Origin of the sequence: Pseudescherichia vulneris (genome assembly GCF_902164725.1) — a bacterium.
GTDB classification, from domain to species: domain Bacteria; phylum Pseudomonadota; class Gammaproteobacteria; order Enterobacterales; family Enterobacteriaceae; genus Pseudescherichia; species Pseudescherichia vulneris.
This window is the reverse complement of record NZ_LR607338.1, coordinates 2,665,282-2,678,222: the sequence shown is the minus strand read 5'-3', so window position 1 is coordinate 2,678,222 and position 12,941 is coordinate 2,665,282. Positions and strand designations below refer to the sequence as shown.

At 54.4% G+C, this 12,941-nt stretch carries 9 protein-coding genes, 1 rRNA gene and 2 other annotated features; of the genes, 6 read left to right on the top strand and 4 right to left on the bottom strand.

The genetic code is table 11. The features are described from left to right. From FN633_RS11145 to FN633_RS11135, 3 genes are all read right to left on the bottom strand, one after another. Positions 1-677 (bottom strand): efflux RND transporter permease subunit (locus FN633_RS11145; RefSeq protein ID WP_208674199.1); only part of this gene is annotated, 677 nt, incomplete at its 3' end. Between the two features lie 26 nt (positions 678-703). Continuing rightward, complete coding sequence (locus FN633_RS11140) at positions 704-1,864, bottom strand: efflux RND transporter periplasmic adaptor subunit (RefSeq protein ID WP_154057761.1); 1,161 nt, start codon at positions 1,862-1,864, stop codon at positions 704-706. A gap of 132 nt (positions 1,865-1,996) precedes the next feature. Continuing rightward, entirely contained in the window at positions 1,997-5,116 is a 3,120-nt protein-coding gene (locus FN633_RS11135) for an efflux RND transporter permease subunit (protein ID WP_154057760.1), read from the bottom strand. A gap of 239 nt (positions 5,117-5,355) precedes the next feature. Between FN633_RS11135 and FN633_RS11130 the strand changes: the two genes are divergently transcribed. From FN633_RS11130 to FN633_RS11105, 6 genes are all read left to right on the top strand, one after another. Beyond that, entirely contained in the window at positions 5,356-6,000 is a 645-nt protein-coding gene (locus FN633_RS11130; RefSeq protein WP_154058915.1) for a TetR family transcriptional regulator, read from the top strand. 163 nt (positions 6,001-6,163) lie between these two features. Beyond that, positions 6,164-6,385: a putative periplasmic lipoprotein gene (locus FN633_RS11125; RefSeq protein ID WP_042389968.1), complete on the top strand. Its 222-nt coding sequence runs from the start codon at positions 6,164-6,166 to the stop codon at positions 6,383-6,385. 386 nt (positions 6,386-6,771) lie between these two features. Continuing rightward, positions 6,772-7,797 carry an amino acid ABC transporter substrate-binding protein gene (locus FN633_RS11120; protein WP_042389966.1) on the top strand — a complete coding sequence of 342 codons (1,026 nt, stop codon included), beginning with the start codon at positions 6,772-6,774 and terminating at the stop codon, positions 7,795-7,797. An 85-nt stretch (positions 7,798-7,882) separates the two neighbouring features. Then, positions 7,883-9,064, top strand: coding sequence for an amino acid ABC transporter permease (locus FN633_RS11115; RefSeq protein WP_154057759.1), 1,182 nt, complete (start codon positions 7,883-7,885; stop codon positions 9,062-9,064). A gap of 9 nt (positions 9,065-9,073) precedes the next feature. After that, positions 9,074-10,177, top strand: coding sequence for an amino acid ABC transporter permease (locus FN633_RS11110; RefSeq protein ID WP_154057758.1), 1,104 nt, complete (start codon positions 9,074-9,076; stop codon positions 10,175-10,177). Positions 10,178-10,185: 8 nt separating this feature from the next. Next, positions 10,186-10,944: an amino acid ABC transporter ATP-binding protein gene (locus tag FN633_RS11105; RefSeq protein ID WP_103821412.1), complete on the top strand. Its 759-nt coding sequence runs from the start codon at positions 10,186-10,188 to the stop codon at positions 10,942-10,944. 280 nt (positions 10,945-11,224) lie between these two features. On the opposite strand, the gene rrf is transcribed toward FN633_RS11105, so the two are convergent. Next, positions 11,225-11,340: ribosomal RNA gene (rrf, locus tag FN633_RS11100) — 5S ribosomal RNA — on the bottom strand. A 211-nt stretch (positions 11,341-11,551) separates the two neighbouring features. After that, positions 11,552-12,424, bottom strand: a sequence feature (23S ribosomal RNA rRNA prediction is too short). Between the two features lie 9 nt (positions 12,425-12,433). After that, positions 12,434-12,799 (bottom strand) — a sequence feature (23S ribosomal RNA rRNA prediction is too short). Positions 12,800-12,941: the final 142 nt, after the last annotated feature.

Here is a 12,941-nt window from a genome sequence, read left to right as displayed (position 1 = left end):
GGGATCGATGGCGTACCACCGAGCTGACCAGCGGCAATCTGATCGTTTTGCACCTTGATCTGGTTAACAACATCGACCGTCGTCAGGTTGTATTTATTGAGGAGATCGGCGTTCAACCAGATACGCATCGCGTACTGGGCACCGAACAACTGCACGTCGCCGACGCCGTTGGTACGGCTAATAGGATCTTTAATATTAGACGCGACGTAATCGGAAATATCGTCCTGATCCAGACTCTTGTTCTCAGAGGTGAAGCCCACCACCATTAAAAAGCTACTGCTGGACTTCTCGACGCTGATCCCCTGCTGCTGAACCTCCTGCGGCAGCAGCGGCATCGCCAGCTGCAGCTTGTTCTGCACCTGGACCTGAGCGATGTCTGGATCCGTTCCGGATTTGAAGGTGAGCGTCACCGTGACGCCTCCCGCCGAGTCGCTGGTCGAGGACATGTACATCAGGTTATCGATGCCGTTCATGTTCTGCTCAATAACCTGCGTGACGGTATCCTGCACCGTCTGGGCATCGGCTCCCGGGTAGGTAGCGCTAATGGCGATCGCCGGCGGCGCAATGGTCGGGTATTGCGCGACGGGCAGCTGTAAGATTGCCAGCGCCCCGGCAATCATCAAAATAATTGCCAGCACCCAGGCAAAAATTGGACGATCGATAAAAAACTTAGCCATCTTTTGCTCTCATTGGGATTATACGATTAATGCGCGGCGGCGGTTTGGTCTGCTGCGCTCGGGGCGATAGTCACCGTGGCCCCAGGACGAACCCGCTGCAATCCACTGACGATGACGTTTTCGCCCTCTTTCAGACCGTCCGTAATGAGCCACTTATCGCCAATGGCCTGTGACGCGACGACGTTGCGTGATTCAACCTGATTTTTAGCGTTGACCAGTAGCACGGTGGCATCACCACGGGCGTTACGGGTTACCCCCTGCTGCGGCACAAGAATGGCTGTGGGCTGCACGCCCTCGTCGATACGCGCCCGGACAAACATACCCGGTAGCAGGGTGTGATTTGGGTTAGGGAACACAGCCCGAATGGTGATTGAGCCCGTGCTCTCATCAACGGTCACGTCTGAGAACTCCAGCGTGCCTTTCAGCGGGTAGCGCTGGCCGTTTTCGGTCAACAGCTCGACGTCCGTTTTATCGCTGTTTTTTTGCAGATTGCCCTGCTCAACGGCCTGCTTCAGGCGCATAAAGTCATTGCTCGACTGGGTAACGTCGACATATACGGGATCCAGCTGCTGCACTGTTGCCAGCGCGGAACTCTGACCGTTGGTCACCAACGCCCCTTCGGTGACGGCTGATTTGCCAATGCGGCCGTTAATCGGCGAACGAACCTGGGTATAGGCGAGGTTAATTCTTGCTGTCTCAACGGCTGCCTTTGCGGCCTGGACCGCGGCGTCAGCCTGCTGAGCATCGGCAATGGCCGTGTCATACTCTTGCTGGCTGATGTACTGCGTGCCGACGAGCGGCTGGTAGCGCTTAACGGTAAGATGGGCAATTTTCGCCGCCGCCTGAGCCTTCGCTAACTCGCCCTGCGCGCTGGCGTAGTCCGCCTGATAGGTCGCAGGATCAATCTGGTAAAGCGACTGGCCGGCGGTAATATCAGCCCCCTCCACGAAATTACGCCGTAAAATAATACCGCTTACCTGGGGCCGCACCTCGGCAATACGAAACGCTTCGGTTCTGCCGGGGAGTTCTGTGGTGACCGCCAGCGGTGCAGCTTTTACCTGATAGACACTGACCTCCGGCGCAGCGGCTTTTTTCGCACCGTCGCCGTTATCATTACAGCCACTGAGTAGACCCGCCGAAATTAAAACTAATGACGACAGGCGGAAACATTCACCAAATTTATTCATTGCAGTTCCTCAAAAACACAACGCACGGCGTTAACCGCAAAATCCACGATAAAAAATAATTCATATCAATGAATGAAATTATTTAATCAGCCCGATGAATAATTAATGGTTCATCGGAAAGAGAAATAGTTATTACTGTTGTACATTCGCGTGGCTCGATTTTGTTAAACGTCGACAGACGACGACAAAAAATACCGGTACAAAGAATATTGCCAGCAGCGTTGCCGCGATCATTCCCCCCATTACGCCCGTGCCGACCGCATTTTGCGCGCCGCTGCCTGCACCGGTGCTGAGCACGAGTGGCATAACGCCTAAAATAAAGGCCAGGGAGGTCATCAGAATTGGACGCAGACGCATTCTGACCGCTTCAAGCGTGGCATCGATAAGGCTTTTGTGCTCTTTATCCATGAGGTCTTTGGCAAACTCGACGATAAGAATGGCGTTCTTTGCCGATAAGCCAATGGTGGTGAGCAGGCCTACCTGAAAATAGACATCGTTACTCAGGCCGCGCAGGCTAGCCGCCAGCAGCGCGCCCACGACGCCCAAGGGCACGACCAGCATGACCGAGAAAGGAATCGACCAGCTCTCATACAGGGCAGCGAGGCAAAGGAAAACCACCACCAACGAAATAGCGTACAGCGCCGGAGCCTGGTTACCTGACAGCCGCTCCTGATAGGACATGCCGGTCCAGTCAAAGCCGATACCAGCAGGCAGCTGCGACGCCAACGTCTCCATGAGCTTCATCGCTTCGCCGCTGCTTTTACCCGGCGCGGCCTCGCCGAGGATCTCCATAGAAGGCAGGCCGTTATAGCGTTCCAGGCGTGGTGAACCCTGGATCCAACGGGCGCTGGAGAAGCTGGAGAACGGCACCATGCCGCCGGCTTGGTTGCGAACATACCAGGTATTAATGTCATCCGGCATCATGCGATAAGGCGCATCAGCCTGGGCATAAACCTTTTTTACGCGCCCGTTATCAATGAAGTCGTTCACGTAGGTGCTGCCCAACGCGGTGGCGATGGTGCTATTGATATCGCTTAATGAGACGCCCAGCGCCTGAGCTTTCTCCTGATCGACGTTGAGTTTGAACTGGGGCATATCTTCCAGACCGTTGGGCCGCGTCCTGACCAGCATGTCCGGATGCTGTGCCGCCTGCATCAGCAACTGGTTACGCGCGGCGGTTAACCCCGTATGGCCCAGCCCCGCCTGATCGATCAGCTCAAAGTCGAACCCTGTAGCGGTGCCCAGTTCGGTAATGGCCGGCAGGTTGAAGGCAAAAACCATCCCATCCTTGATGCGGCTAAAGGCTTTCGTGGCCCGGCCTACGATAGCACCCACGCGATCCTCTTTGGCTTCACGCTGCGCCCACGGCATCAGGCGTACAAAGGCCAGGCCGTTATTCTGCCCTTTACCGTTCAGGCCAAAGCCGGTGACGGTAAACACGGAATCAACGTTCTTTTTCTCTTTGGTCAGGTAGTAATCCGTGACCTCATGCATGATCTTTTCCGTCCGCGCCTGTGTCGCCCCGGCGGGCAGCGTGACCATCGTCAGAAATACGCCCTGATCTTCTTCAGGTAAAAATGAGGTCGGCAGCCGTAAGAACAGCACCGCCATCCCAATCACGATCACGACATAAACAACGATATACCGCCCCGTACAGTGGAGCAGTTTTTGCACGCTGCCGGTGTAGTGCCGGGTACTCTGCTCAAACAGGTGATTGAAGCGGCTAAAAAGCCGGTGGGTCTTATCATGCTGCACCGGTTTAAGCAGCGTCGCACACAGGGCGGGCGTCAGGATCAGGGCGACCAGTACCGAGAGCGCCATCGCCGAGACGATAGTAATAGAGAACTGCCTGTAGATGACCCCGGTCGATCCGCCAAAAAAGGCCATGGGGATAAACACAGCAGAGAGCACCATGGCAATCCCCACCAGCGCGCCCTGGATCTGGCTCATCGACTTCTGCGTCGCCTCCTTTGGCGGCAACCCTTCATCAGTCATGACGCGCTCGACGTTTTCCACGACGACAATGGCGTCATCCACCAGCAGGCCGATGGCCAGTACCATGCCAAACATGGTGAGCGTATTGATGGAGTAGCCAAACGCTGCCAGCACGGCAAAGGTGCCCAGCAGCACCACCGGTACGGCGATGGTAGGGATCAGCGTCGCACGTAGGTTTTGCAAGAAGAGATACATCACCAGAAAGACCAGTACGATTGCTTCAAACAGCGTTTTGAACACTTCCCGAATAGAGATGTTGATAAACGGCGTCGTGTCGTAGCTGTAAACCAGCTTCAGGCCGTGGGGAAAATAGGTTTGCAGATGCGCCATCTGCTGTTTAACCGCATCGGCGGTGGAGAGCGCATTCGCCCCCGTCGCCAGCTTAATACCCAGCCCCGCCGAGGGTTTTCCATTATAGCGGGCCACGACGTTGTAGTTTTCACCGCCGCGCTCAATGCGGGCAACGTCGTGCAGCAGCACGCGCGAACCATCCGCCTGCACTTTTAGAGTAATGTTGCCAAACTCCTGCGGCGTCCGCAGACGGGTCTGGGCGATAATTGAGGCGTTAAGCTGCTGCGTTGCTGGCGAAGGTGTCCCCCCCAGCTGCCCGGCAGCAATCTGGCTGTTCTGCGCTTTGATTTCATTAACTACGTCGAGGGTAGTCAGCTGATACTGGTTGAGCTTGCTGGGATCGAGCCAGATACGCATCGCATACTGCGCGCCAAACAGCTGAATGTCCCCAACCCCTTCCGTGCGGCTCACCGGATCCTTGATATTGGAAGAGATGTAGTCGGCAATGTCATCCTGCGACATGCTGCCATCATCTGAAATAAAGCCCATGACCAGCAGGAAGTTGCTGCTCGATTTTTTGACGTTGATACCCTGCTGCTGTACCTCCTGCGGCAACAGCGGCATAGCGAGTTGCAGCTTGTTCTGCACCTGAACCTGGGCAATATCGGGATCGGTCCCGGAATTAAAGGTTAAGGTGACCGTGACGCCGCCCGAGGAGTCGCTGGTCGAGGACATATACATCAGGTTATCGAGGCCGTTCATGTTCTGTTCGATCACCTGGGTGACCGTGTCCTGCACGGTCTGCGCATCCGCGCCGGGATAGGTAGCGTTAATGGCAATGGCGGGCGGTGCAATCGTGGGATACTGCGCAACAGGCAGCTTAATGACGGCCAGCGCGCCAGCCAGCATTAAAATAATCGCCAGTACCCAGGCGAAAATTGGGCGGTCGATAAAGAACTTTGCCATATAAACGTATTACCTTTTCTCTTTCATCACCGGATTTATTACCGGATGGCGTCAGCATTCATTACCCAAATAAATACTTTGTTTAATAACATTCATAGAATGAATATTTATTAACGCATAGCGAAAATAGTGGCGCTATGTTGAATGAACAACAAAAAAATGCAAGGATAGATAGTACGTTTCCGGGTGTATTTTATTCAACAAATGTAAATCACGCTTTTGGCCTGACGGTGACAAGTATGGCAAAAAAGACGAAAGAAGAGGCAGCCAAAACACGGCAGCTATTAATCGATACCGCTATTTTAACATTCGCGCAGCAGGGCTTTTCCAATACGACGTTGGATGATATCGCCTGCGCAGCAAATATGACGCGCGGTGCTATTTACTGGCATTTTACAAATAAAACAGAATTATTTAACGCTATCTGGCAGGAACAACGGCCATTAAGAGAGCGGATAGATCGTAAAGCGCGGTTACATTTTAGCAACGATCCGCAAGGATTATTCCGCCATAGCGTAACAGAAGCCCTGCGTTTAATTGCAAAAAGCCCCTTCGAACAAGCGCTCGTAGAAATTCTTTACCATAAATGCGAATTTACACAAAATATGACCTCGGAAGCAGAGATACGTGAACGACTGTTTTTTAATCCTGTAAACGTTGCCGAGATGTTAGAGGAATGCCAGCAGCAGGATCCACAGTTTTTAAGCGGCAGCGTGGAAACAGCGCTGATTATCATCCAGGGATACCTGAGCGGAATTGTTAAAAACTGGCTGATGTTGGGCCAATGTTTCGACCTTGCCGCGCTGGCTCCACAGCTGGTTGACGGGCTGCTGGTTATGCTGCGCACCACGCCTGACGAGAGAAAAGTTAAGCGAAGCGCATAACCTCAGAGCGCTCTAGCTCCATCTTTTCTCCTTAATCCGTTCTCCGGAGCCGTTTCTCTCCATCTTTTTTACATTAGACACGCTTTGTAAGAATAGAGGCATAAGTTCCCGCCGCGGCCAGTGGTACAATACCGCCATTCACATAAATGAGGTGAATGTGACCATGAAAAAATTAATTGCCGTTGCACTGTTATCTACCGTTCTGGCAGGCTGTGCCCATGACTCTCCGTGTGTACCAACCTATGACGATCAGGGCCGACTGGTGCATACCAATACCTGTATGAAAGGAACGACTCAGGATAACTGGGAAACCGCAGGGGCTGTGGCTGGCGGTGCTGCCGCGATTGCTGGCCTGACGCTGGGTATTGTGGCCTTAACTAAATAATCTGACTCAAGGCGTGGCTTCCCCCACGCCTTCTTTTTTGCTCCGCCCCGGTGCAATCCTGCTGCCCTGTTAAAATTGCGGCGCTTTCTGGTTCAAACACCCCACCGTTTTTTCGCGCTTTTTCCATCCTGCTGTTTTTAATCCTTCCGTAGCGAAACTATTTTGCTCTGTTTTGTGGCGTAGGTTTGAATTTCGCACCATTACGGAGCGCTAGATACTTTTTTTCCTGTCTACACTCTGCATATTGCGGGGAGAACTCCCCTTTTCCGCCTTCCGCAAACCTGGCACTACCTTTGCTTTAAAGAGTATGGCCAACGCCACAGACAGGTTTCAGGCGTCTCCCGAGCGCCTCTTTATAACAATAATTTCGCCACACAGGATGCATTATGAAAAAGATGACGATCGCCAGCCTGGCTGCCGCCGGTGCGCTGTTTGCTGTTGTAAACCAGGCACATGCTGGCGCAACGCTGGATGCCGTAAAGAGTAAGGGCTTTGTACAGTGCGGTATCAGCGATGGGCTGCCAGGTTTCTCCTATGCAGATGCCAACGGCAAGTTTACCGGGATTGATGTGGACGTCTGCCGTGGCGTCGCCGCTGCCGTCTTTGGCGATGACACCAAAGTGAAGTACACCCCGCTGACGGCGAAAGAGCGCTTCACCGCCCTGCAATCTGGGGAAGTCGACGTGCTCTCGCGTAATACGACCTGGACCTCTTCTCGCGATGCGGGCATGGGCATGGCGTTCACCGGCGTGACCTACTATGACGGCATCGGCTTCCTGACCCACAATAAAGCGGGCTTGAAGAGTGCCAAAGAGCTGGATGGCGCGACCGTCTGCATCCAGGCCGGTACTGATACCGAGCTGAACGTGGCGGACTATTTCAAATCCAACAACATGAAGTATACCCCGGTCACCTTTGACCGCTCCGATGAGTCTGCGAAGGCGCTGGAGTCCGGCCGCTGCGATACCCTGGCTTCTGACCAGTCCCAGCTCTATGCCCTGCGCATCAAGCTGAGCACGCCGGGCGAGTGGATCGTTCTGCCGGAAGTGATCTCCAAAGAGCCGTTGGGCCCGGTGGTTCGTCGCGGTGACGAAGAGTGGTTCTCCATCGTTCGCTGGACCCTGTTCGCGATGCTGAACGCAGAGGAGATGGGCATTACCTCTAAAAACGTTGATGAGAAAGCGGCTAACCCAGCTACCCCAGATATGGCGCATCTGTTAGGCAAAGAGGGCGACTACGGCAAGGATCTGAAGCTTGATAACAAATGGGCCTACAACATTATCAAGAAAGTCGGTAACTACGCTGAAATCTTCGAGCGTAACGTGGGATCGGAAAGTCCGCTGAAGATCAAACGCGGCCAGAACAACCTCTGGAATAACGGCGGGATCCAGTACGCACCGCCGGTGCGCTAAGTTACCGGTACGCTAAGGTAGAGTGCTGTAACGGGCACTGCGCAGGCAGTGCCCAGCCCAGAGTTAAGGTTACCGAGGTTTTCCTATGTCCCAACGCCGCCCAACCGTTAAAGGATCGTTCTCCCTTTCTAACCCCGCGGTTCGAGCCTGGCTGTTTCAGATCATCGCTATCGTGGCCGTTGTCAGCGTCGCGATCTATTTGATACACAACACCGTGACTAACCTGAGCAACCGGGGTATCACCTCCGGCTTTGCCTTTCTCGATCGCGGGGCCGGATTCGGTATCGTTCAGCATCTGATCGATTACGAGCAGGGTGATACCTATGGTCGCGTGTTCCTGGTCGGCCTGCTCAATACGCTGCTGGTCTCTGCTCTCTGTATTGTTTTTGCCTCGTTTCTGGGGTTCTTCCTCGGCCTGGCACGCCTGTCTGAAAACTGGCTGCTGCGCAAGCTGTCGACGATCTATATCGAAACCTTCCGTAATATCCCGCCGCTGCTGCAGATCTTCTTCTGGTATTTTGCCGTGCTGCGCAACCTGCCGGGGCCGCGTCAGGCGGTAAGCGCTTTCGATTTGGCGTTTCTCAGCAACCGTGGACTCTATATCCCGGCCCCCGCGTTTGGCGAAGGTATGGTCGGTTTCATTGTAGCGATGCTGATTGCTATCGCCATTACCGTGGGCGTGTACCGCTTTAACAAGGCGCATCAGATGAAGACAGGCCAGCTGCGGCGGACATGGCCCACCGCGCTCGGGTTGATTATTCTGCTGCCGCTGCTCTCTCATTGGCTATTCGGTGCGGCGCTACACTGGGATGTTCCCGAGCTGCGCGGCTTTAACTTCCGTGGCGGCATGGCGCTGATCCCGGAGCTGGCGGCGTTGACCCTGGCCCTGTCGGTTTATACCTCCGCATTTATTGCTGAAATCATCCGCTCGGGTATCCAGTCGGTGCCCTTTGGGCAGCATGAGGCCGCACGCTCGCTGGGTTTGCCTAATCCGGTGACGCTGCGCCAGGTCATTATCCCGCAGGCGATGCGGGTGATTATTCCACCCCTGACGAGCCAGTATCTCAACATTGTGAAGAACTCCTCCTTGGCGGCCGCAATCGGTTATCCCGATATGGTGTCGTTGTTTGCCGGCACGGTGCTGAACCAAACCGGGCAGGCTATCGAGACGATTGCTATCACGATGTCGGTCTATCTGATTATTAGCCTGACGATCTCCCTGCTAATGAACATCTATAACCGTCGTATCGCCCTGGTCGAGCGCTAAGGATCCATGATGACAAAAGCACTTCTGTCTCACCCCGCGCGCCCGGCTCGTGCCGGTAGTGGACGCTATCTCCAGTGGGCGCGAAAAAATCTGTTCTCCAGCTGGTCGAATAGCCTGCTGACGCTGGTCGCTCTGTGGTTAATGTGGGAGCTTATTCCTCCCCTATTGAACTGGGCGCTGTTTCAGGCGAACTGGATTGGTACTACCCGTGCGGACTGCACCAAGGAGGGCGCCTGCTGGGTCTTTATTCATGAACGATTCGGCCAGTTTATGTATGGCCTCTACCCCCATGACCAGCGCTGGCGCATCAACACCGCGTTGGTGATTGGCCTGCTCTCGATTGTACCAATGTTCTGGAATGGGCTGCCCAAACGCGGACGCTACATTGCCTGCTGGGCGGTGATCTATCCGCTGGTTGTATGGGGGCTGATGTACGGTGGCTTTTTCGGACTTGAGCGTGTCGAAACACGCCAGTGGGGCGGCCTGACGCTGACACTGATTATCGCCTCCGTCGGGATTGCCGGCGCGTTGCCGCTGGGGATCTTACTCGCGCTAGGCCGACGCTCAACCATGCCGGTGGTGCGCATACTGTCTGTGATTTTTATTGAGTTCTGGCGTGGCGTGCCGCTGATCACCGTGCTGTTTATGTCCTCGGTGATGTTGCCGTTGTTCATGTCGGAAGGGACCAGCATCGATAAGCTGGTGCGGGCGCTGGTAGGGGTGATTCTATTCCAGTCGGCTTACGTGGCTGAGGTCGTACGAGGCGGGCTGCAGGCGCTGCCCAAGGGACAGTATGAAGCCGCTGAATCATTGGCGCTGGGCTACTGGAAAACCCAGGGACTGGTGATCCTTCCTCAAGCGCTGAAGATGGTTATCCCAGGGTTGGTGAACACCATCATTGCGCTGTTTAAAGACACGAGCCTGGTGATCATCATCGGCCTGTTCGATCTCTTTAGCAGCGTGCAGCAGGCGACGGTCGATCCTGAGTGGTTAGGTATGTCGACGGAAGGCTACGTTTTTGCCGCACTGGTCTACTGGATTTTCTGTTTTAGCATGTCGCGCTACAGCCAGCATCTGGAGAAGCGCTTTAACACCGGGCGTACACCGCACTGAGGATCACCATGAGTAATATGACTATGCAATCTGCCGACGCGATGATTACGCTCGAGAACGTAAATAAGTGGTATGGGCAGTTCCATGTACTGAAAGACATTAACCTGAACGTAAAGCAGGGGGAGCGTATTGTACTTTGCGGTCCTTCCGGGTCAGGTAAATCAACAACCATTCGCTGCATTAACCATCTGGAAGAGCATCAGCAGGGCCGTATCGTTGTAGACGGCATCGAACTGAATGAAGATATCCGCAATATTGAGAAGGTACGGCAGGAGGTGGGAATGGTGTTTCAGCACTTTAACCTCTTCCCGCACCTGACGGTATTGCAGAACTGCACTCTCGCACCTATCTGGGTGCGTAAAATGCCTAAGAAAGAGGCCGAAGCGCTGGCGATGCACTATCTTGAGCGCGTGCGTATCGCCGAGCATGCGCATAAGTTCCCTGGTCAGATCTCGGGCGGACAGCAGCAGCGCGTTGCTATTGCCCGTTCGCTCTGTATGAAACCTAAAATCATGCTGTTTGATGAGCCCACCTCTGCGCTGGATCCGGAGATGGTCAAGGAGGTGCTCGATACCATGATTGGTTTGGCGGAGTCGGGAATGACCATGCTGTGTGTGACGCACGAGATGGGCTTTGCCCGTACGGTTGCCGACCGCGTGATCTTTATGGATCGCGGGGAGATCGTCGAACAGGCTCCGCCTGAAGAGTTCTTTGCCCATCCGAAATCAGAACGTACCCGTGCGTTTCTTTCGCAGGTTATTCATTAGGATCGTATTGCCGGGCGGTGCTACGCTTNGCCCGGTAAGCACAGCGCACCGGGCGTCTGTCTGCCGCAACGCAAAAAGGCCATCCTTACGGATGGCCTTCTGCTTGTTTGATGCCTGGCAGCTACGGCGGGCGTCCTGCCCGCCGCCCTCCGGGCCGTTGCTGCGCAACGTGCAAATCCGCTCCCGGCGGATTTGTCCCTCCTCAGGAGAGCGCTCACCGACAGACAACAGGTAAAACAAAAGGCCCAGTCTTTCGACTGGGCCTTTTGTTTTATTTGATGCCTGGCAGTTCCCTACTCTCGCATGGGGAGACCCCACACTACCATCGGCGCTACGGCGTTTCACTTCTGAGTTCGGCATGGGGTCAGGTGGGACCACCGCGCTAGTGCCGCCAGGCAAATTCTTTGTGCTCGGTACGCAATACTTTATCGCATCAGCCGCGTTGCCTGCGCTCGCAAAGTCAGTCACATACTTCAGTATGCTCCTTCCTTTCCTTCGCTGGCCGCCTTGCTGCTGCGCAAATTATTGCGCACGTCAGTCTGAATCTGAGCTGAAAATCGTCTTTCAAATCCGCCAAAACATCTTCGGCGTTGTAAGGTTAAGCCTCACGGTTCATTAGTACCGGTTAGCTCAACGCATCGCTGCGCTTACACACCCGGCCTATCAACGTCGTCGTCTTCAACGTTCCTTCAGGAGACTTAAAGTCTCAGGGAGAACTCATCTCGGGGCAAGTTTCGTGCTTAGATGCTTTCAGCACTTATCTTTTCCGCATTTAGCTACCGGGCAGTGCCATTGGCATGACAACCCGAACACCAGTGATGCGTCCACTCCGGTCCTCTCGTACTAGGAGCAGCCCCCCTCAGTTCTCCAGCGCCCACGGCAGATAGGGACCGAACTGTCTCACGACGTTCTAAACCCAGCTCGCGTACCACTTTAAATGGCGAACAGCCATACCCTTGGGACCTACTTCAGCCCCAGGATGTGATGAGCCGACATCGAGGTGCCAAACACCGCCGTCGATATGAACTCTTGGGCGGTATCAGCCTGTTATCCCCGGAGTACCTTTTATCCGTTGAGCGATGGCCCTTCCATTCAGAACCACCGGATCACTATGACCTGCTTTCGCACCTGCTCGCGCCGTCACGCTCGCAGTCAAGCCAGCTTATGCCATTGCACTAACCTCCTGATGTCCGACCAGGATTAGCTGACCTTCGTGCTCCTCCGTTACGCTTTAGGAGGAGACCGCCCCAGTCAAACTACCCACCAGACACTGTCCGCAACCCGGATCACGGGTCCACGTTAGAACATCAAACATTAAAGGGTGGTATTTCAAGGTTGGCTCCACGCAGACTGGCGTCCACGCTTCAAAGCCTCCCACCTATCCTACACATCAAGGCTCAATGTTCAGTGTCAAGCTATAGTAAAGGTTCACGGGGTCTTTCCGTCTTGCCGCGGGTACACTGCATCTTCACAGCGATTTCAATTTCACTGAGTCTCGGGTGGAGACAGCCTGGCCATCATTACGCCATTCGTGCAGGTCGGAACTTACCCGACAAGGAATTTCGCTACCTTAGGACCGTTATAGTTACGGCCGCCGTTTACCGGGGCTTCGATCAAGAGCTTCTCCTTGCGGATAACCCCATCAATTAACCTTCCGGCACCGGGCAGGCGTCACACCGTATACGTCCACTTTCGTGTTTGCACAGTGCTGTGTTTTTAATAAACAGTTGCAGCCAGCTGGTATCTTCGACTGGTTTCAGCTCCGCGAGCAAGTCGCTTCACCTACACACCAGCGTGCCTTCTCCCGAAGTTACGGCACCATTTTGCCTAGTTCCTTCACCCGAGTTCTCTCAAGCGCCTTGGTATTCTCTACCTGACCACCTGTGTCGGTTTGGGGTACGATTTCGTGTTACCTGATGCTTAGAGGCTTTTCCTGGAAGCAGGGCATTTGTCACTTCAGCACCGTAGTGCCTCGTCATCACGCCTCAGTGTTAAAG